The organism is Planctomycetota bacterium, from assembly GCA_035574235.1.
Lineage (GTDB): Bacteria > Planctomycetota > MHYJ01 > MHYJ01 > JACPRB01 > DATLZA01.
In genome coordinates this window covers 1-19982 of sequence record DATLZA010000155.1, presented here as the reverse complement: position 1 = coordinate 19982, position 19982 = coordinate 1, and the positions used below count along the sequence as shown (strand labels likewise).

At 66.0% G+C, this 19982-nt stretch carries 17 protein-coding genes, 1 tRNA gene, 1 rRNA gene and 1 pseudogene; 13 read left to right on the top strand and 7 right to left on the bottom strand.

Going from position 1 to position 19982, the window contains the following annotated elements:
* Positions 1-149: 149 nt before the first annotated feature.
* Together VNO22_14265 and VNO22_14260 are read right to left on the bottom strand one after the other, a co-directional pair.
* Positions 150-225 (bottom strand) — tRNA-Met (locus VNO22_14265).
* Positions 226-302: 77 nt separating this feature from the next.
* A pseudogene (locus VNO22_14260) lies at positions 303-458 on the bottom strand (DUF6496 domain-containing protein).
* Between the two features lie 221 nt (positions 459-679).
* Between VNO22_14260 and VNO22_14255 the strand changes: the two are divergent.
* Both VNO22_14255 and VNO22_14250 read left to right on the top strand, forming a co-directional pair.
* A complete protein-coding gene (locus VNO22_14255; GenBank protein ID HXG62530.1) occupies positions 680-1909 on the top strand; it encodes a DUF2267 domain-containing protein in 1230 nt (409 codons plus the stop codon).
* A 6-nt stretch (positions 1910-1915) separates the two neighbouring features.
* Positions 1916-2137 carry a hypothetical protein gene (locus VNO22_14250; GenBank protein HXG62529.1) on the top strand — a complete coding sequence of 74 codons (222 nt, stop codon included), beginning with the start codon at positions 1916-1918 and terminating at the stop codon, positions 2135-2137.
* Between the two features lie 12 nt (positions 2138-2149).
* Here VNO22_14250 and VNO22_14245 read toward each other — a convergent pair whose 3' ends face one another.
* The gene (locus VNO22_14245) at positions 2150-5053 is read right to left on the bottom strand and encodes a PA14 domain-containing protein (protein ID HXG62528.1); all 2904 of its coding nucleotides are present in this window, start codon (positions 5051-5053) and stop codon (positions 2150-2152) included.
* Positions 5054-5316: 263 nt separating this feature from the next.
* On the opposite strand from VNO22_14245, the gene VNO22_14240 reads away from it, so the two are divergent.
* From VNO22_14240 to VNO22_14225, 4 genes are read left to right on the top strand one after another with little or no spacing between them, the layout of a single operon-like run.
* Positions 5317-5982, top strand: coding sequence for a hypothetical protein (locus VNO22_14240; GenBank protein ID HXG62527.1), 666 nt, complete (start codon positions 5317-5319; stop codon positions 5980-5982).
* Positions 5983-6037: 55 nt separating this feature from the next.
* Complete coding sequence (locus tag VNO22_14235) at positions 6038-6445, top strand: secondary thiamine-phosphate synthase enzyme YjbQ (GenBank protein ID HXG62526.1); 408 nt, start codon at positions 6038-6040, stop codon at positions 6443-6445.
* The gene (tgt, locus tag VNO22_14230) at positions 6442-7509 is read left to right on the top strand and encodes a tRNA guanosine(34) transglycosylase Tgt (GenBank protein HXG62525.1); all 1068 of its coding nucleotides are present in this window, start codon (positions 6442-6444) and stop codon (positions 7507-7509) included. Before VNO22_14235 ends, tgt begins: the two co-directional genes overlap by 4 nt.
* A 16-nt stretch (positions 7510-7525) precedes the next feature.
* Positions 7526-8089, top strand: coding sequence for a hypothetical protein (locus VNO22_14225; protein HXG62524.1), 564 nt, complete (start codon positions 7526-7528; stop codon positions 8087-8089).
* Here the strand turns inward: VNO22_14225 and VNO22_14220 are convergent.
* From VNO22_14220 to VNO22_14205, 4 genes are read right to left on the bottom strand one after another with little or no spacing between them, the layout of a single operon-like run.
* Complete coding sequence (locus tag VNO22_14220) at positions 8086-10044, bottom strand: ATP-dependent helicase (GenBank protein HXG62523.1); 1959 nt, start codon at positions 10042-10044, stop codon at positions 8086-8088. The genes VNO22_14225 and VNO22_14220 overlap by 4 nt on opposite strands.
* 38 nt (positions 10045-10082) lie before the next feature.
* Positions 10083-10487, bottom strand: coding sequence for a hypothetical protein (locus VNO22_14215; protein HXG62522.1), 405 nt, complete (start codon positions 10485-10487; stop codon positions 10083-10085).
* A 54-nt stretch (positions 10488-10541) separates the two neighbouring features.
* Positions 10542-10781 carry a hypothetical protein gene (locus VNO22_14210; protein HXG62521.1) on the bottom strand — a complete coding sequence of 80 codons (240 nt, stop codon included), beginning with the start codon at positions 10779-10781 and terminating at the stop codon, positions 10542-10544.
* 57 nt (positions 10782-10838) lie between these two features.
* Positions 10839-11684 carry a DUF72 domain-containing protein gene (locus tag VNO22_14205; protein HXG62520.1) on the bottom strand — a complete coding sequence of 282 codons (846 nt, stop codon included), beginning with the start codon at positions 11682-11684 and terminating at the stop codon, positions 10839-10841.
* A 128-nt stretch (positions 11685-11812) separates the two neighbouring features.
* Here VNO22_14205 and VNO22_14200 point away from each other — a divergent pair, with 128 nt between their 5' ends.
* From VNO22_14200 to rplC, 7 genes are all read left to right on the top strand, one after another.
* Positions 11813-12313 carry a hypothetical protein gene (locus VNO22_14200; protein HXG62519.1) on the top strand — a complete coding sequence of 167 codons (501 nt, stop codon included), beginning with the start codon at positions 11813-11815 and terminating at the stop codon, positions 12311-12313.
* A complete protein-coding gene (locus VNO22_14195; protein ID HXG62518.1) occupies positions 12270-12716 on the top strand; it encodes a S24/S26 family peptidase in 447 nt (148 codons plus the stop codon). Before VNO22_14200 ends, VNO22_14195 begins: the two co-directional genes overlap by 44 nt.
* Before the next feature lie 17 nt (positions 12717-12733).
* Entirely contained in the window at positions 12734-13060 is a 327-nt protein-coding gene (locus tag VNO22_14190; protein HXG62517.1) for a P-II family nitrogen regulator, read from the top strand.
* Positions 13061-13100: 40 nt separating this feature from the next.
* The gene (locus tag VNO22_14185) at positions 13101-14384 is read left to right on the top strand and encodes a Glu/Leu/Phe/Val dehydrogenase (GenBank protein ID HXG62516.1); all 1284 of its coding nucleotides are present in this window, start codon (positions 13101-13103) and stop codon (positions 14382-14384) included.
* Positions 14385-14476: 92 nt separating this feature from the next.
* Entirely contained in the window at positions 14477-15283 is an 807-nt protein-coding gene (locus tag VNO22_14180) for a hypothetical protein (GenBank protein HXG62515.1), read from the top strand.
* Between the two features lie 362 nt (positions 15284-15645).
* A 23S ribosomal RNA gene (locus VNO22_14175) occupies positions 15646-19079 on the top strand.
* A gap of 147 nt (positions 19080-19226) precedes the next feature.
* Positions 19227-19976 carry a 50S ribosomal protein L3 gene (gene rplC, locus VNO22_14170; GenBank protein ID HXG62514.1) on the top strand — a complete coding sequence of 250 codons (750 nt, stop codon included), beginning with the start codon at positions 19227-19229 and terminating at the stop codon, positions 19974-19976.
* Positions 19977-19982 lie beyond the last annotated feature (6 nt).

Sequence of the window (19982 nt, the reverse complement as noted above, 5' to 3'; positions counted from 1 at the left end):
CCCAGTACAAGGCGCTGCGGGAGAAGCGCATCCGGGACCAGTGGTTCGGATCCGGAAGCGGCCGATAGCCGAAGCGCCTTTGCCCGACGAACCTGCGTTCCGCGATCCCCGCGCCGCCGTCCGGGTGATCTTGTCGAAGTGTAGAGAAGTGGTGCCGGAGGCCGGACTCGAACCGGCAACCTACGGCTTATGAAACCGCCGCTCTGACCATTGAGCTACCCCGGCACATCGGGGCGCTCATCTTAGCGCGGCCACGGGGCGGATGCAACCACCCGCCGATCCGTTCACTTCCGCCGGCCGCGCGGCGGAAGGGGAACGCCCGCCCGCCGGGCCTTGGAGAGTCCGATCGCGATCGCCTGCTTGGGGCTCGCCGCGCCGTGCTTGCCTTCCCGAACGTGATGGATTTCCTCGTGCACGAATTCGCCCGCGGCGGTCGTCGGGGCGTAGCCCCGCTCCATCCGGCCGCGCGCTTCGCCAGCGACTTCCTCCTTCGTCCTCTTCCCCACGCGGGCGTGCTTCGTCTTGGCGCGGGATGTCGTCCCCCGGCGCTTCTTCCTCGGTCGGGCCATGACTCCTCCTTGAAGGCTCCTGTCCTCCCGACGCCTCACGCGAGCCGCGCGTTATCCGGGATCGGCCATAACGCGCCCTCGCGCCCCGGATCGGACTTTGGGAATCCCTCATGCGGCTTTCCGACGTCGAACCCCTTCGCCGGGCGGTCGAAGAAGCCCATGCCTGGGTGGCCGAACTTCGACGCGATCTCGGGCTGGATGCGCCCCACCGGGCCTATGCGGTCCTCCGCGCGGTCCTTCACGCGGTGCGGGATGCGCTGCCCTACGAGAAGGCGATGCGCTTCCTGACCGCGCTGCCGGCGGCCGTGCGCGGGGCCGCCCTCGAGGGGTGGACGCCGCACACCGGCTCCGCGCCCGGAGAGCCCACGCGGGATCGATTCCTGGCCCGCATTGCGGAGGAGCTCCTGGAGGTCCCCGAGCTTGTTCCTGAGCGCGCCGCGCGCGCCGTTCTCGAAACGCTGATCCGCCGCGTCCCCGACGCGGCCGCCCTTCTTCCCGAAACGCTTCGGGAGTCGACCGCCCCCGAGCCCCGGGCCGAGGAGCGTCGGGCCGCTCTCGAAGAGGCGGAGCGCGACATCCGCGCCGTTCTGGAGGAAGCCCGCCGCCGGGGCGTGCCCGAAGAGGAGCTTCCGGCCCTGGCCGCCGGGCGGCGTCCGGGACGCCGGGAGTCTCCTTCCCCGGCCGCCGCGGAGCACGTGGACGTCCTGGATCGCACGCTCCAGAAGACGCTTCTCTGGGTCAAGGAAACGGCCCGCGAGCTCCGATGGGAGAATCCGCTCCACGCGTTCCGAGCGCTCGCGGCGACGCTTCAGGCGCTGCGGGAGCGACTCCTGCGGGAGGAAACGTTTCACCTGGCCGCGCAGCTTCCCATCCTGCTTCGCGGGTTCGCCTTCGAGGGCTGGGCTCCCGGCGAGCCCTACACCCGCGAGCGCCGCAAGGAGGACTTCCTGCGCCGCGTGGCGGACCGTCTCCGCGACGTGCCCGGCGCGGACCCGGAGGCCGTCGCGCGCGCCGTCTTCCGGGTCCTCTCCGCCCATGTGGCGCCGGGAGAGCTCGAGGACGTCCGCGCCCACCTTCCGGAGCCCCTGCGGGAACTTTGGCCGAACCTGCCGGCTCCTTCGGCCCCCGGCGGTTCGCCTCGCTCCCGGCCGGCGGCTCCCCCCGGCGCGCGCGCCCTCGGCCGGCAGGCCCGCAAGGAGATCCGGTCCGCTCTCGCGCGGGCGAAGGCGCGCGGGGTTCCGGAGCGGGACCTTCCGCTGCTGACCTCCCGGCGATCCCTCCGGCGAAAGAAGCGTCGAACAGGACCCCGATCACGCGGCGACGTCCCGGGGGCTCAATAGAAAGCGATGGAGAAAACCCGCAGGCTGCGGACGAAGGACGGGCGGGAGCGCATTCCTTTCCCGCCCACACCGCCCGAGAAGGGGCCCGGGCCGATTCACCCGACGCCGTCCCGACCGGGACCGGCCACGCCCGAGCCCGTCAACCCGAGCCCCGAGACGCCGCCCCCGTCCGATCCGAAACCCGTCCCCACTCCGCCGGAACCTCACGCTCCGGACCTGGACCGCTGACGGAGGGACTCCTTACGGTCTCTTCCGCGCGCGCCGCCGCCAGAAGGCCACGACCAGGAACGCCAGGAGCCCTTCGGCCCCGGTCGCCCCGCAGTTGCCCCAGGCCTGATCCGGATCGGGAATCGTTTCGTTATCCAGGTTCGCGGCCGCCACATCGGAAGGATCCATGCCGTTGTAGTCCGGATCCGCACTGGTCGCCGGTCCCAGAACCACTGTGTAGGCTTGCGTGAAGTCGAGGGCGGTATCGTCCACTCCGGTGACCGTCACCGTCTGGGGGCTGTTCCAGTTTGTGCCCGTGAAGGTCAGGGTCGCCGTCGACACGGTGCCCTCTCCCACATTGCTGCTGGATACGGGAATATCGACATTGCCTCCCTGCGGCTGGGACGTGAGAACCACGGAGAAGGAAGCGGTGCCCCCGGCCTCCGTCGTGACGATGCTCAGGGGAGTCACCGCAATCCCCGGCGTGTCGTTGTCGTTGTTGGTCACCGTCACGTCCGGCGGATTCTCCCCGCTGAAGCGTGTATCGCTGCTGGTGACCGGCCCGACGGTTACCGTGTAGGTGATGTTGCCGTCCCGAATGAAATCGTCCACCGGACGAACCACGACAGTTTGCGGCGTGTTCCAGTTGGACGTTGTGAACTGGACCTGCGTGAGGGGATTGCCCCCCGAATCGAGGATCTGCCCTTCCGTCGTGTCCGTGTTGCTCACGCTGATCGTGACCGTGGACGTCGGCTGAGTGGTCAGCACGATCTGGAAGGACGCGTCCGCTCCACCCTCCGTCGTGGTCACTGACGCGGGCGTCACCCGGATAAAGGGGACCGTAACCCGCACGTCGTCGCTGGTTTTGAGGTGGCTGTCCGTGGCCACCGCCCGGAAAACGTACGTCCCGCCCTGGTTGAACGTCACGTTGGTGGACGCCGCGTTCGGGGTCGCGATGACGGCGCCGCCGGCGGGCCCGTCCACCTGAGTCCACTGCCAGGTGATGGTGGAGCCGTTGGGAATCCCGTCGTCCTGCGCCGGGCTGAGCGACGCCGACAGCGTCGCCGTCGCACCGACGTCCACCGGTTGCGTCGGTCCCGACGCCAGAACGCGCGGGATCGTGTTGGCCAGGCTGACGGCCTCGGCCTGGGTGAGGATGGCATTATAGATCCTCAGTTCATCGAGGGCGGCGGCGCACGCCGACCAGAAGGGGGTTCCGTTAGGCCACGCCATCCGGGTAAGCGCGCCCGTCTTGGCTCCGGCATCCCCCGTCACGGCGGCCGGAACCTCCCGATCCCCATTGATGTAGGCGCGGAACTGACCCGTGGTCGGGTCCCGCGTGAAAACGACATGATGCCACTGCCAGTTGACCACGTTGGTTCCGGCCACGATCGGGTTCGAATCTCCCGCCTGGGCGAGAATCTGGCCGCTCTGGTTGAACGCTCCGTAACGAATGTCGTTGGCGCCACCCACTTCGACGCCCAATACGGCGGGGGCTTGATAGAGATTCGCGTTCGTTCCGCCGGTCCTCATGCCCGTCCGCACCCAGAAGGCCACGCTCGCCGGACCGCCGCCCACGACGGGGGCGACGTCGCTGATCGTCACGAAGTCGTTCTCCCCGTCGAAGAAGAGAGCGCCCAGAAACTTCCCTTCCTCGATCCAATAAGGTCCCGTGTTCCCGCCCACCAGATCCTGCGGGGGCAGGGTTCCATTGTTCCCCCCCGTGGCGCTTCCCGAGGAATCCGCGGCGGTGATCCCAACCCGCTCATCAAACCGGTACCAATCGACGAGATTCGTCTCCCGCCAAGGGCGGTGGGTGAAGACCTTGTAGGCGCCGCTGTAGGTCACCGATCCGCCCGGAGGACCGGGAATCGCATTCGCCGGACCGGCGCGATCCTGGACGTTATTGACCCGCAGGATGTAATCGGTGCCCGCCGTGAGGCCCGTCACCGTCAGGATGACGGTTTGCTGATCGTATTGAAGTGCCGCTCCCGTGACCGTGGCCGCCGGCGTAAAGGTGTAATTCGCGGTGTTCTCGGCGGAAGCCTGCGTAACGGGCTCGGAAAAGACGAGCCGCACTTTATTTTCCCCATAACTCTGGACCATGGCGATCGCGGGAGGGGTCGTGTCGTTGACCGTGAAGGTCGCGCTGGTGGTGCTGTTCGACAGAGTCGCCCCCGGCGTCGTCCGGGAGGCCGTCGCCGTCACGGTCGTCGTGCCGGAACCGATCACGATGGGCCCCGTGTACGGAGTGGCGACGCCTCCGTTGATGGAAACCTGCACCGTCGCCCCCGGCGTGGGGCAACGGATGCTCAGGGCGGCGCAGTTGGAAAGCGTGCCCGCCGCGACGCTGAATTGGGGCGGCGCCACCTGCGCGAACAGACTGCCGGTGGGGATGACTTGCTGGGCCTGACCGGGATAGGACCATTCAAGAATGCATCCCTCGCCGCCGCCCCCCTCGAACATTTCGACGACGATCGAATACAGCTGCCCGGGCATCAGCGCGATCGTGCCGGAAGGCCCCGGGGCTCCGGGAATTCCCTGATATCTCCATTGATCCACGACCGGCACCCCGTCGACCCACACGCGGCAGCCGTCGTCGGAACGGCAATAAAACGTCACGTTCACAGGGGTCGTACCGGTTCCGGGAGCCCGGACGCATCCCACCCAGCGAACGGACAGGTCATCTGCGCTGTTGTCGGAAAAGTCCGCCGCCGCGAAAGAGGTGAAGTTGACGGTGGCATCGATGCGGCGCGTAACCGTTCCGGTCCATCCCTGCGCCGAAAACCGTTCCCCCAGCAGACCGTTCGGCACCGCCTGCAGGGCCGGCGCCGCTCCCGAGCTCAGCCCCACAAGAGCCGTCAGAAGCAGCCATCCGAGTCCCCGTCGAGACGCCCTTACCCACGGACGGAACATGCCCATGCCTCCCCCGTTCATCACCCGCACCAAGCTCAATTCTCCCTTTCGTCTATTATGACCTCCCGCCCTCCATTCGCAAGCTCGACAGCACATCCAGCATGCAACGGTCCCCTAGATACCACGCGCTTGCCCTCCGCGTCCCTATCCAATACCGCAAGGTCGCCCCCTGACCCGGGTCCCACACGCCCTCTGCCCCGAAAAAATTTTGCTCCTCCGGCGCGAATGAGGTATTAATCGACTCGAGAGGAGCGGGCAACGGGGACGAACCGGGGGGGCCTCTCATGAGATCCACGGTCGGATGGATCGCGAGCGTCGGCGCAATCCTCTTTCTCTCGACGCCATCGGCCGCCTGGCCCTTCGAAAGCGCCGCCGAGGAGACTTCAGAGCCGACCCCCTCCCAACAGGACCAGGAGCCGCCCCGGCTGCACTACGACGATCCCCTTCCCCGTGGAATGTCGCTTCGGAGCCGCCCGCTGCTGAATCTCGAGCATACGGAGTTCCATCCCTTCCTCGGCGCCATCGCGTTCAGCTCCGCCTTCGACGCGGATCCGACCTACGCCGCGGGCCTGCTCCTTCGACTTCCCACTTCGATTCTTGATGATCATCTCGGACTGTGGGCTGAAGGCGTCGTCTCCCGCGTGGAACGCGATCTCCCCTTCTACCAACCCGACAAGGAAGGCAACTTCTTTCTTTTCGGGGGCGGCGTGGACTACGAGGTGGTCCACAGCGAATTCGTCTTCCTGCGACCTCAGGTGGGATTCCTCTACTCCTATTTCAACGACGTCAACGGCCTCGAAAACGGCTTCGGCGTGCTGGGAGGCCTTTCCTTCGGCTGGCATTGGATCCGGTTCACCCGCTCCGTCTCGATGACCCTCACGCCCCAAGTCGTCTTCGACGGCGAAGACTGGATGTTTCTCGTCACCCTGGGCATGGGCTTCGATTTCTGACGCGCCCGGCCGACCGGCCTTTGCTTTTCGCCGCCGGGATTCCTAGAATCCGGACATGATCCGGACGCACACGTTCCGGGTGCGCACCCGGGGCCATACCGACGTCCTCGACATCACCCCCCGGGTCGCCGAAACCGTCCGCGGACGCGGCGTCGCCACCGTCTTCGTCTCGGGTTCCACCGCCGGGATCACCACCGTCGAATACGAGCCCGGCCTCGTCCAGGACCTCAAGGATCTCTTCGAGAAAATCGCCCCCGAGCGGGACGCCTATCACCACCACGCCACGGGAGACGACAACGGCAGCGCTCACGTCCGCGCGGCCCTGCTGGGCCCTTCGGTTTCGATTCCCTTCTCCGACGGACGCCTCCTTCTCGGAACCTGGCAGCAGATCGTGCTCGTGGACTTCGACACCCGCCCCCGGGAGCGGGAGATCATCGTCCAGGTGATCTCCGACCAGGCATGAGATTCACCGTCCTCGGCCGCTGCGGACGCGCCCGCAGGGGACGGCTCGAAACGCCTCACGGCGCCGCGGCCACGCCGGCCTTCATGCCCTGCGGCACCAAAGGCGCCGTCAAGGGGCTCGAGCCCGCCGAACTTCGCGCCGCGGGAATCGAAATCGTCCTCTCGAACACGTATCACCTGGCGCTGCGCCCCGGGCCCGAACGCGTCGCCCGCCTCGGAGGCCTGCACCGCTTCATGTCCTGGGACGGCCCGATCCTCACCGACAGCGGCGGCTACCAGGTCTTCAGCCTCGCGGAGCGGCGCCGCGTCACCGACGACGGCGTCACCTTCCAGTCCCACCTCGACGGGGCCGCCGTTCACTTCACCCCCGAGCGCGTCGTGGAAATCCAGGAGCTCCTCGGAAGCGACATCCTCATGCCCCTGGACGAACCCATCCCTTACCCGCCCGACCCCGCCGCCGCCCGCCGCGCCCTGGACCGCACCCACGCCTGGTGGCGCCGCAGCCCGCGCCCTCGAAACGGCGCCGCCCTTTTCGGAATCGTTCAGGGAAGCGTCGTCCCCGAACTCCGCCGCGAGTCGGCCGAGACGATCGCCGCCTCCGACCCGCCCGGCTTCGCCCTCGGAGGTTTCTCCATGGGCGAGCCCGCCCCGCAGATGTACGAACTGGTCGCCTTCACCGCGGAGCTCCTCCCTGAAGACCGACCGCGCTACCTCATGGGGGTCGGCATGCCCGCCGACATCCTGGCCGCCGTCCGCGCCGGCGTGGACCTCTTCGACTGCATCCTTCCCACCCGCATGGGCCGAAACGGCGTGGCCTTCGTCCCCGGCGGAACCGTCCGCATCCGCAACGCCCGCCACGCCGAGGAAGACGCCCCCCTCGACCCCGACTGTCCCGCCCCCTGCTGCCGCCGCTACTCCCGGGCGTACCTCCGGCACTGCTTCATGGTCGAAGAGATGCTCGGTCCCAAACTCCTCTCGCTTCACAACGTGACCTACTACGGCCGCCTCATGCAGCGCATCCGGACGGCCATCGCCGACGGATCGCTCGAGCGGCTCGAACCCTGAATCCACGGAGGTCGACATGCGCCGCCTGGCCTGGATCCCCCTGCTTGCGGCCCTCGCCGCCTGCGCCTCCCCTCTCCGGCGCGGCCGCGCCGCCTACTTCGACGCCGTCTCGCATTTCCCCCACGACCCGCCCGCCGCCCGCGAGGATTTCGCCGCCGCCGAGCAACACCTCGCCGAAGCCCTCGCCGATCCGGATTTGCCCCTCCGCGCCCGCGTCGAGGCGACATCCCTCCGGATCCGCGCTCTTCTGGAGCTCGACCGCCACGCCGAAGCCGCCGCTCTGGCCGCGACGCTCCCGACGGGCTATTCGCCGGAGGTGTCCTATGACGGCGATCGCGTGGGATTGGCGCTCCTGCGCGCCCACGCGCTCGGAGGGGAACGCGGCTACGCGGAACTCGTTCTCGCGGAACGCTACGCCCGGACCGACCGCGCGCGCCTGCACCTGGCCTGGCAGGAGGTCCGCTTCCTCGAACGGATCGGCACCCCCAAGGCCAAGGCCGAAGCCCTCCGGCTCTGCGCGCAGCATCCGGGAAAGCTCGACTTCGACGAGATCCGCAAGCGGCTCGAGAGCGGCGGCTAGAACGGCGTGCTCGTGACCGTGGCCTTCTCGTACGTCCCGGGATCGAGCTCCTTGAGAAAGCGGCTGGGCCGCTGGACCACGCCCATCATGAAGCGTTCGTCGGCCAGGACGGGATAGACGAACGCGAGACGGTCCTTCGCGCGGGTGGCCGCCACGTAGAAAAGGCGGCGCTCCTCCTCTTCCCCGCCCTCCTTGAGCGCCCGCGCGTCCGGGAACTTGCCGTCGGCCGCCCAGAGAACGAAGACCGCCCGCCACTCCAGCCCCTTGGCCTGATGCACGGTGGACAGCACCACCGCGTCGGCGGCGTCCTCGACATCCAGCGCGTCCTGACCCGCCACCCCCGAGCTTAAGGCCAGCTCCGCCAGGAACCCTTCGACGTCCGCGTAGCGCAGCGCGAAGTCCGCCAGGCGGCGCAGATCGTCCATCCGCGCCGCCGCGTTGGCGTACGCGGATTCCAGATACGCCTCGTAGCCCCCCTCGAGCACCGCCCGGATCATCTCGGCGGGCGCCTTCCGCAGGCCGCGCAGGCGCTCGAGCAATCCCCGCAGACTCTCCCACCCCCTTCGGGCGGCCTTGGGGAGACGCTCCGGAATCTCCGCCTCCGCGTCTTGCTCCAGCAGCCGCCAGACCTTCTCCGCCGTGGCCTTGCCGACCTTGGGCACATGCTTGAGCACCCGCTTCCAGGCCAGTTCGTCCCTGGGATTGGCCACGATCTTGAGGTACGCCGCCACGTCCTTGACGTGCGCCTGCTCGAAAAACCGAAGGCCGCTGCGGACGACGAACGGAATCCGCAGCCGCGTCAGCTCCATCTGGAGCTCCATGGACTGGTAATGGGCGCGGTAGAGCACCGCGATCTCCCGCAGTTCGAGCCCCTCGTCGTGGAGCGCGAGGACCTGCTGGGCCACGAAGCGCGCCTGCTCGCCGGCGTCCCCGGCCGCGACGACCTCCGGAAGGACCCCGGACGGCCGCACGGCCCGGAGGGTCTTTTCGAACTGCCGGCGGTTGTGGCGGATCGACGAATTGGCCAGAGCCAGGATCTCCGGCGTCGAGCGGTAGTTCACCTCGAGCTTGAAAACGCGCGCCGACGGGTGGCGCTTGGGGAACTCGAGGATGTTCTCGAACCGCGCGCCGCGGAAGGAGTAGATCGACTGGGAGTCGTCCCCGACGACCATGAGATTCCCCGCCTCTCCCGCGATCCGCTCCACGATTTCCGACTGAAGAAGGTTCGTGTCCTGGTACTCGTCCACGAGGATGTAGCGCCACTGGCGCCGTTCCAGCTCCAGCTCTTCCTCGCTCCGACAGATCGCCTCGTGCCAGAAGGCCAGCAGATCGTCGAAGTCCATGAGGTTGAGCTCCCGCTTGCGGGCGGCGTAGCGTTTGCAGGTCTGCACGATGAGATCCTGGATCTCGGCGAAGGCGGGGTGCTTCTCGGCGATCACGCGCTCCACGGGAAGCGAGGCGTTGCGGGCATAGCTCAGGATTTCGAGCAGAACATCCCCTTTCGGAAACCGCCGGTACTCGTCCACCGCGCGGACCTGGCCGGCCAGATCGTCCAGAAGATCGCGGGCGTCCTCCCGGTCGAGGATCGTGAAGTTGGAGGCGTAGCCCACCAGCGGGGCCGCGCGCCGCAGGACGAGGTGGCCCACGTGGTGAAAGGTTCCGCCCACCACGCGGCGCTCCAGGGGCGACACGAGCGTTTCCACGCGGCGGAGCATCTCGCGGGCCGCCTTGTTGGTGAACGTGAGGAGCAGAATCTGCGAAGGAGGCACCCCGGACTCCAGGAGCCGGGCCACCCGGTAGGTCAGGGTCCGCGTCTTTCCGCTTCCGGCCCCGGCGATGACGAGGATCGGACCGTCCCCGGCGAGGACAACCTCGCGCTGCTGCTCATTGAGTTCCCGGGCGTAGTCGATGCGGGATCCCTGGCCGGCGGGGGTCTTGAGAACGTACTCTTTCACCCGGGTCTCCCCGGCCGCGCGCCGGGGGCGCGGCGCCGCTATTTCTTCTCGGGTTCCGCCGGCGGCGCGGGAGGCGATGCGGGCGCGGCCTGCTGGGATTGCTTCTTGGCGATCCGGTCGAGCTTCTTCTTGCGCTTGTTCAGGGACTTGAGCTTCTTGCGCAGCGAATGGACGTACGGATTCCCCTGGACCTTCTTGGCGCCCTGCGTGAGCTCCCCCAGCCGCTTGTTGATCACCTCGGTGAACTTGGCCACCTGGGCCACCTTCTGCTCGAAGGTCAGCGGAGTCAGGAGCGCCAGGCGGCGCTGAGTGCGCTTGAGCGTCTTGCGGAGCTGGCGGCAGGTCGGATCCTTCTTGAGGTCCTTCCCCGCCGCCTTGTGCTGGGCGAGCTGACCCTTCAGCTCGGCGATCTTCTTCTTCAGGCTCTCTTTGGGGTCCGCCATGGGGTCGGTAGTCTAGTGACCCCTCGAGGGGAAATCAAGGAAAATACGGGCTTCTCAATCCTCGATGATCCAGATGCCTCCTTTGAAGATGTGCCCGCAGCCCGGGCCATGGGAATGGCGCTCGACGACGTACCACCGGCCCCGGTAAAAGTAATGGCCGCAGTGGACGTCGTGCACGTGACCCGCGGGAACGACCACGACCGTTCCGTGGGGATGCCGCGGGTGCGCATGAACGACGCAGCCGGCCAAGGCGGCGCTTCCGGCCAGAAGCGTAAGCGCAAAAAAGCGTTTCATCGAGTCCTCCTTGTTGGGCTTTCTTCCCAGAACATCTACGCGATTTCTTCCGTTTCGTCACTCCTTTCCGCGCAGGAAGTCCGGATACGTCCGGCGCAGAGGCTCGGGCGGATCCGCCGGCATTCCGAAAGCGTCCTGAAGCTGCAGGGCGTTGACGACGGCCTTTCCGCGGAAATGGTTGTTGGCGATGACGAAGACGCGCTCGGCGGGAAACGCGGGAATCGCCTCGATCCACGCGCGAAGTTCCTCGAGGGAGTAGAGATAGTCGTACTTCCGGTCGCGCCCGGCGGCGGGGTCGAACCACGCCCGGGCGTTTCGGCCGTGCAGGCGCACGTAGCCCACCGGCCCGGTCACCAGGCGCGTGCCCGACAGCGCCGAAGGGGACTCGGGCTGGTCGATGTTGCAGAATCCCACGCCCAGGTCCCGCAGGAAATCGACCGCTTCCAGCCACGAACGGTGGCGGAGCTCGACGACGCGGGGCGTTCCCCAGTCCAGCGCGTCCAGGGCGCGCCGCAGGCGCTCGCGCGCCGCCTCCGAATGCCGGAAGAACCAGGGAAACTGAAGCAGCACCGCCCCCAGGCGACCCGCGCCGGAGAGCGGGGCCAGCCCCTCCCGAAAGAGCCGGACGTCCGCGTCCGTGAACCCCTCGCGGGCGTGGCTGAACCGTTCCCAGGCCTTCGCGGTGAAAAGGAAGTCTTCCGGGACGCGGCGCAGCCAGGAGTCGGCCGTCCGCGCGGACACGGGCCGATAGAAGGTGACGTTGATCTCGACGCAACGGAAAAGGCGCGCCAGAAAGGCCAGGGGATCGAACCCCGGCGGCGGCGGATCCGGATAGACCGTGCCCTTCCAGTCCTCGTACGACCATCCGGCCGGACCGACCCGGATGTCAGGGCGCTTCCCCATGCGGGAATTGTAGTCGCCCGGCGCGGAGAAACGCACTCCGAAGACTTCGCGCCCAAACGAGGCCTGCCCCTCCCAAGGTCAGGTAATTGGTTGCGGCGGCCGGGGCGGCCGATATAATCTTTCGGATCATGTACACCCTCCGGCAGTCGGCGGTGATGTGCTGGGGGAAGATCCGCCGCGCCTTTCTCGTCGCGTTTCGCCGCAGGAGGGTCCTGGAAAAGCTGGAGCGCCGGCGAGGGGCCTGCAGCCGGTGCGGCGCCTGCTGCAAGATTCTCTTTCAGTGCCCCGCCTACGACGACTCCGACGGAAATCCCAAGTGCCTGATCTACAACGACCGTCCCGGCGTCTGCGGACTGTTTCCCCTGGACGAGAAGGATCTTCGCGACCGGGACATCGTCATGCCCGATCGGAAGTGCGGCTTTTATTTCCAAGACGGCCCCTCGAACGGAAGCCCGAGAGTCTCCATGCCCGTCCGTTGGGGACCTGCCCCGATTCCCGGCGGCCGTCCCAAGATCATGCGCAGCACGCTGGCCATCTTCTGGATGTATTTGAAGCGCGGCCGGCGCAACGGCAACGGAAACGGCCATGGGAACGGTCACGGAAACGGGCATTCCGGTTCGAGCCGATAAAGCGGCGGAGGCGCGGCGGGAACTGGCGGCCGCGGGCTGGATTTCCGTAACCCTCCGGGGCCGCTGCATGGAGCCCACGCTGCGGGAAGGCGGCCGGGTGCTGGTGCGGCGAAGCGGAGACCCCCGTCCCGGAGACGTAGCCCTCATCGACGCCCGGGGCTGGCTGGAGGTGCACCGCGTCGTGGGCCGCCTGGGGATGGGGCCCCGTCGCTGGTTCGTGCATCTGGGGGACGCGAGTTTCATCGGCGGCCTGGCGGGCCGGGGGGACATCCTGGGGGTCGTCGTGGATCCGCCGCCCGGGCGGCGGCCGGCGCCGGCCAGCCGGGCCCACCTGTGGGGCCTGGCCCTGCGTCTGGGGGCGCTTCTGGAGTATCTGGGCCTGCGGCTGCCCCGGGCCCGGTAGGCGAGGAGGACGGTCCCATGCTCCGCAAGATCGAATGCTTTCTGATGCCCTCGAAGCTCGACACGATGCGCGACATGCTCATCCGCAAGGGGATCGAGGGGATGAGCGTATCGGAAGTCCGCGGGTTCGGCAAAAGCAGCAAGGTCAAGGACGGCGTGCCGCAATTCGAGGAGCGCGTCAAGGTCGAAATCGTCGTGCATGAGAACGAAGTGGAGGACGTGCTGCGGGCCATCCGCGACCTGGCCGGCCTCGGGGAGATCGGGGCGGGCAAGGTTTTCGTCATCCCCGTGGAGGACGCCTTGCGGCTGAGCACGCGGGAGCACGGCCGCTCCGCGATTTTTTAAGAAGCTTCGCGGGCCACCGGCGCCGTCGGAGGGAGGATCCATGCCCGTCAGAACCCGAAAGGGGGCCGCCCCCAAGGAAGAGCGGCTCAATCCCTGGGACATCGCCCAGGCGCAGCTGCGCAATGTCGCGGAGCTTCTGCGGCTGGACGACAACATCTATCGGCAGCTCGAGGTGCCGAAGCTTTGCCTGACCGTGGCGGTGCCCATCCGGCGCGACGACGGTTCGATCCAGGTTTACACGGGTCACCGGGTGCAGCACTCGACGGCGCGGGGGCCCGGGAAAGGCGGGATCCGGTACCACCCGGAGGTGACCCTGGACGAGGTGAAAGCCCTGGCGATGTGGATGACGTGGAAGTGCGCGGTGATGGGGCTTCCCTACGGCGGCGCCAAGGGCGGCATCACCTGCGATCCCAAGAAAATGTCGGAAGGCGAGCTGGAGCGGCTGACCCGCCGGTACACGAGCGAGATTCTGTCGGTGATCGGCCCGGAGCGGGACATTCCCGCGCCGGACGTCAACACCACCCCGCAGGTGATGGCCTGGGTGATGGACACCTACAGCATGAACAAGGGCTACACGGTTCCGGGGGTGGTGACCGGCAAGCCGGTGCCGATCGGGGGCTCGCTCGGCAGAAGCACGGCGACGGCGCGGGGACTGATGTACACGGTGCTTTATGCGCTCAAGCACCTGGGGATGCAGCGTCCGGGCCTGAGGGTGGCCATTCAGGGCTTCGGGAACGCCGGGTACAACGTCGCCAAGCTTCTGCACGAGCTGGATTTTCGGATCCTGGCCGTTTCGAGCTCGAAGGGGGGCACGTATTCGGAGCGGGGCCTGGATCCTGAGAAGGTTCAGGAGCATTACCGGAAAACGGGGTCGGTGACGGGCTATCGCGGGGGCGAGGACATCACCAACGAGGAGCTTCTCGAGCTCGAGTGCGACATTTTGTTGCCGTGCGCCCTGGAGGGCCAGATCACGGCGCGGAACGCGGGGCGGGTTCGGGCGCGGATCGTGGGCGAGGGAGCCAACGGTCCGACGACGCCCGAGGCGGATCGGATTCTCTTCGAGCGGGGCGTTTTCGTGATTCCGGACATCCTGGCCAACGCGGGCGGGGTGACGGTTTCGTACTTCGAGTGGGTGCAGGCGCTTCAGGAGTATTTCTGGAGCGAGCGGGAGGTGAATCTCCGGCTGCGGGATCTCATGGAGCGGGCGTTCGAAGGCGTCTACAAGGTGCATCAGGACCGGCGGATCGACATGAGGCGGGCGGCGTACGTGGTGGCGGTCAGTCGGGTGGCGGAAGCGTACCGGCTCCGCGGGCTTTATCCGTGAATCCGTTTCTTTCTCCGAACGATTTTATTGAGGGTCTCCAGGATTCGGGGTAGGATGTGCGTCTACGGAATAGGGGCCTTGGGAGAACGACTATGCGGCTGGTCCTGTGGGTTGTGGGGGCGGCGGCGCTGGGGGCATGGGGGTGCAAGCCGCCGCCGAAGGAGAAGCTGGAAGATCAGTTCAAGTCGGCCCTGCGGCGCTATTTCGATCACCTCAACGGCGAATCCCTGGAGCGTCGCGACCGGCTGCGGATGGAGCGCGAGGCGGCGCTGGCGAACCCGGCGCTTCGGGCTCCGGCGGGGACGGTCCTGAACATCTACGAATGGGATCCGGAGGGCTTCGTCGTATCCGGCTTTCCCTGTCAGACGTGCGGGGCGAAGCTTCTGATGCCGCGTCCCTGGGCGGAGTATCGCTGCCGGGTATGCGGCCATTCGCCGTTTCTGGCGCACCGGCCGGGAGAGGATCTCCGGAAGGCACCGTGCGACACGTGCGTGCAGGGCGGGAAGGTGCGGGAGCCGGGGGAGGCGGCCACGGCGGAGCAGATCAAGCGTTTCGAGGGAGTGGCGGTGAAACCCATGTACGAGCCGCGGGAGGCGAATCCGGACAAGGGGATCCTCCGGGCGACGGTGCGGTACGTGCGGCGGGTTTGGGCGTTCGACGAGCGGGGCACGGTGCCGGCGCCGGTAAGCACGAAGGTGCTGGAGCGGGCGCCGGTGGACGCGAGCTGGTTTCCCTCGGTGGACGGAACGGGTCCGTACAATCGGCCGGGCTTCCATCGTCCGGACGAGGAGTGGGTGGGAGAGATCACGTTCGAGTTCAAGGGCGGGGAGCTGACGGAGCTTTCGCGCCGTCCGGAGGAGCCGGTGCGTCCGTGGAAGGGGATTCGTTCGGGCCGCTGATTTTTTCTTTCGAATTCGCTTGACACGCGAAGCGGGCTCCCTATAATTCCCCATTGCCGCAGGTGCATAGAACTCACCTCGGGTTTTCCGCGTCCGGGAGCAAAAACGGAGCGCGGCTCTTTCGAAACGAGAAAAATTCGCCGTAAGGCGTTGGGCTCGCCCGGGCGTAAGAGCCAGGCGGGTCAGCCTTTTCGGGGCCTCAGGCCGTGCGAGCGGTCGGGGGTTCAGAAAGGGCGGGGCTCTGTGACAATCGGGAAGGTTTGGCGTGAACCGGAGACGGTTCACGACCAAGGCTGAGAACAAAGGCGAAACCAGCGCTTAGGATTTGGCTCGGAAGCGCATATTGGTGTTCCAATATGTGCGGACAAGCTACTAAGGGTAGATGGAGGATGCCTTGGCTCCGAGAGGCGACGAAGGACGCTGCGAGCTGCGATATGCCACGGGGAGCCGCTGAGCAGGCTTCGATCCGTGGATTTCCGAATGGGGAAACCCACCCGGATGGAAATCCGGGTACCCTGGGGCAACTCAGGGAGCCACACGCGCCGAAGTGAAACATCTCAGTAAGCGCAGGAAGAGAAAGAGCCATCGATTCCGTCAGTAGCGGCGAGCGAACGCGGAACAGCCTAAACCGCCGCATGTGTCAACCGAGATGGGGTTTGCATGCGCGGGGTCGCGGGATGCCCCGTCCCTACCACTCTGCGGGAGGGGGTTTGACAAACTGCATTTTTAGCCGAAAGGTCTGGAAAGGCCGGCCACAGAGGGTGACAGCCCCGTAGGCGAAAAGGATGCGGTTCCCCTTGGGAGCATCCCAAGTAACGCCTGCCACGGGAAAACAGGCGTGAATCCGGGCGGACCATCGCCCAAGGCTAAATACTCCTCGGAGACCGATAGTGAACTAAGTAGCGCGAGCGAACGGTGAAAAACACCCCCAGAGGGGAGTGAAAAGATCTGAAACCATCTACCTACAAACACTCGGAGCCCTTGACACGCCGGGCGGACGGGCCCTTCGGGTCCGTCCGGGGCGCCGCCCGGGAGCGGCGCGCGGATACGATGTGTCCGTCCGGCGTGTCAAGGGTGACGTGGTGCCTTTTGCTTAATGAGTCCGGGAGTTACTGGGTAGTGCGTGCCTAAGGCGTTCTGCGCCGGAGGCGGAGCGAAAGCGAGTCCGAAACGGGCGTCATGTGCTACTCAGCATACCCGAATGCCAGTGATCTACGCACCGCCAGGTTGAACCCTGGGTAACACCAGGGGGAGGACCGAACTCGTGGTGGATGAAAACACCTGAGATGAGCGGCGTGTAGGAGCAAAAGACTAGTCAAACTGGCGAATTGCTGGTTCTCCCCGAAATAGCTTTGGGGCTAGCGTCGGGACACTACGCCGTGGGGGTAGAGAGACTGAATGGGTTTTGGGGGTCTACCCGACTACCCTGCCCAACCAAACTCCGAATACCATGGCGACTATCCCGGCAGTCAGAAGGGTGGGGATAAGCTTGCTCTTCGAGAGGGAAACAGCCCAGACCGCCAGCTAAGGTCCCAAAATCGAGGCTAAGTGTAAAAGGATGTGGGAGTGCTAAGACAGCCAGGATGTTGGCTTAGAAGCAGCCACCATTTAAAAAGTGCGTAACAGCTTACTGGTCGAGCACTGCCGCGCCGAAAATGATCGGGCCTCAAGCCTCGTGCCGAAGCTGCGGATGTGCAAGGGTCGCCGATTCTTGCACGTGGTAGGGGAGCGTTCCAAACGGCGGCGAAGGTATGCCGGCAAGGCATGCTGGAGCGTTTGGAAGTGATAATCCGGACTTGAGTAGCGAGCCAATGCGGGTGAGAAGCCCGCACGCCGTAAGCCTAAGGGTTCCTGGGCAACGTAAATCGGCCCAGGGTTAGCCGGTCCCTAAGGGGAGGCCGAAAGGCGTACCCGATGGGAATGGCGTTAATATTCGCCAGCCACCTCGAGGAGGTTATCACCGCATGGGGGGGTGGAGGAGGCTAAGCCGTCGCGCGGGTAGAAATGCGCGTCCATGATCGTAGGCGGGGATGCCAGGCAAATCCGGTGTCCCGTCAACGCTGAGGATTGTGGCGACCCGGACGAAAGGAAGGGGAAGCGGCCCACGCCATGCTCACGAGAAAAGCCTCGGCGGGACGAATCGAGGTGACCGTACTAAAACGGACACACGTAGGCGAGGAGCGTATCCTAAGGCGCTCGAGTGAAACCAGTTGAAGGAACTAGACAAACTAGCCCCGTAACTTCGGAAGAAGGGGTGCTCCTGGGGGTGTAGGGCCTCGCGCCCGAAGCGCCTGGGAGTCACAGCAAAGCGGGCTGGGGAACTGTTTATCAAAAACACAGGTCTGCGCGAACTCAAGCAAGAGGACATATGCAGACCGACGCTTGCCCAATGCTGGAAGGTTAAGGGGTGGAGTTAGCCCGCAAGGGCGAAGCTCCTAACCGAAGCCCCAGTGAATGGCGGCCCTAACTATGAGGGTCAACCCGAAAGGGTGCACGCTACCGCCTCCGCGGCCTTCGCGGGCCGGGAGGGGGGCCCTCAGGAAATCCGGCTGTATGCGGGAAACCCCGAGAATCCTCCCCTACCCTGGCGACAGGGTAACAATGGGCGAGGTGCGGACAATCCGCAGGAAACCTTCCTCAGGAAGGGATCCTCAGAGACTGTACGCCGGAGGACCGTGCAACGAACGGTTCGCCCTCCCCGGGCTGGAACGTCTGGTTCGGTCAAGTCGCTCTTCCATCCGTCGATCCCGTCTTAGCGTCGCACGGATCCAAGAGACAGTCCGATCTCCGGAGCGATCCGGATCCCCCGTGGCGGACGCCACGACTGCCTAAGGTAGCGAAGTTCCTTGTCGGGTAAGTTCCGACGCGCATGAATAGCGTAATCACTTGGCCATTGTCTCCAACTGGTACTCGGCGAAATAGAAACGGCGGTGAAGATGCCGCCTACCCGCCACAAGACGGAAAGACCCCGTGAACCTTTACTGCAGCCCTGGTATTGAGTCTTGACTTGCCTTGCGTAGGATAGGAGGGAGACGTTGAAGGCAGGGTTCCGGCCCTGCCCGAGTCGACGGTGAAATACCTCTCTTGGCTGGTTAGGATCCTAACCCCGACCCGTGAAGCCGGGCGGGGGACCGTGCCAGGCGGGCAGTTTTTCTGGGGCGGAATCCTCCAAAAGAGTAACGGAGGAGTCCCAAGGCACCCTCAGCGCGGTTGGCAATCGCGCGTGGAGCGCAAGGGCAGATGGGTGCTTAACTGCGAGACCGATCAAGTCGAGCAGATGTGAAAGCAGGGCCTAGTGATCCGGTGGTTCCGAATGGAAGGGCCATCGCTCATCGGACAAAAGGTACTCCGGGGATAACAGGCTTATCGCGTCCAAGAGTCCACATCGACGACGCGGTTTGGCACCTCGATGTCGGCTCATCGCATCCTGGGGCTGGAGAAGGTCCCAAGGGTTCGGCTGTTCGCCGATCAATAGCGGTACGTGAGCTGGGTTCAGACCGGCGTGAGCCAGGTCGGTCCCTATCTGTGGTGGGCGCAGGATACTTGAGGGGAGCTGCTCTTAGTACGAGAGGATCAGAGTGGACGTCCCTCTGGCGTGGCTGCTATCGCGCTAGCGGTAATCGCAGCGTAGCTATGGACGGCACGGATAACCGCTGAAGGCATCTAAGCGGGAAGCCGCCCCCAAGATGAGGTATCCCTGAAGGCCCCTCGAAGACCACGAGGTTGATAGGCCGGAGGTGTACGAGCTGTGAGGCTCTCAGCTTACCGGTACTAATCGGCCGTTCGGCTTGTCCGCATATATTCGAACACCAAATCGCGGGCGCTGGACGGTAGTCTCGCCCGTTCTCCAGCCGGAGGGCTTCATCCCCTCCCCTTCCCGATCTCCATCCCCTTCGCCTCGCGGCCGCGTTCGGGATTTCTCTCCATACGGGAGGGTCCGCCCATGGTCACCCGCCTCCTGGGCCGTAAACTCGGCATGACCCAGATTTACAACGACAAGGGCCAGTGCTTCCCGTGCACCGTCATCGAGGCCGGCCCCTGCACCGTCCTGCAGGTCAAAACGCCCGAAAAGGACGGCTACGCCGCCCTCCAGATCGGCTTCGGAAAACGCCGCGCCAAGAACCTCTCCCGCGCCGTCCTCGGGCACCTCCTGCCCAAGGGCGACGGAAAGCCCGAAGAGCGCCGCAAGGCGCTCGACCGCGCCCGCAAGGAAATCAAGGACGCCCCCGAGATCGTCCGCGAAATCCCCTGGGACGGAAAGGAATCGTTCAAGGTCGGCGACCGCATCACCGCCGCCATCTTCGAGAACTGGAAGAAAATCGACGTCGTCGGCACCTCCAAGGGCCGCGGCTTCATGGGCGTCGTCCGGCGCTGGGGCTTCCACGGACTGCCGGCCACCCACGGCCAGTCCGACCGCGAACGCGCCCCCGGCTCCCTCGGCCGCCAGCACTCCATCTCCCAGGGCGTCTACCCCGGAAAGCGCATGGCCGGCCACTGGGGCGTCGAACGCGTCACGAGCCGGAATCTCGACGTCCTCAAGGTGGACAAGGAGAAAAACCTCGTCTTCGTCCACGGCGCCGTGCCCGGTCCCACCGGCGGCCTGGTCCTCCTCAAGGAGGCCCACTGGACGCCGCCCAAGCCCTCCACCGTGGTTTCCAAGAAGCAGGGCAAGCCGGCCGGCGGCAAGAAGTAACCCCCG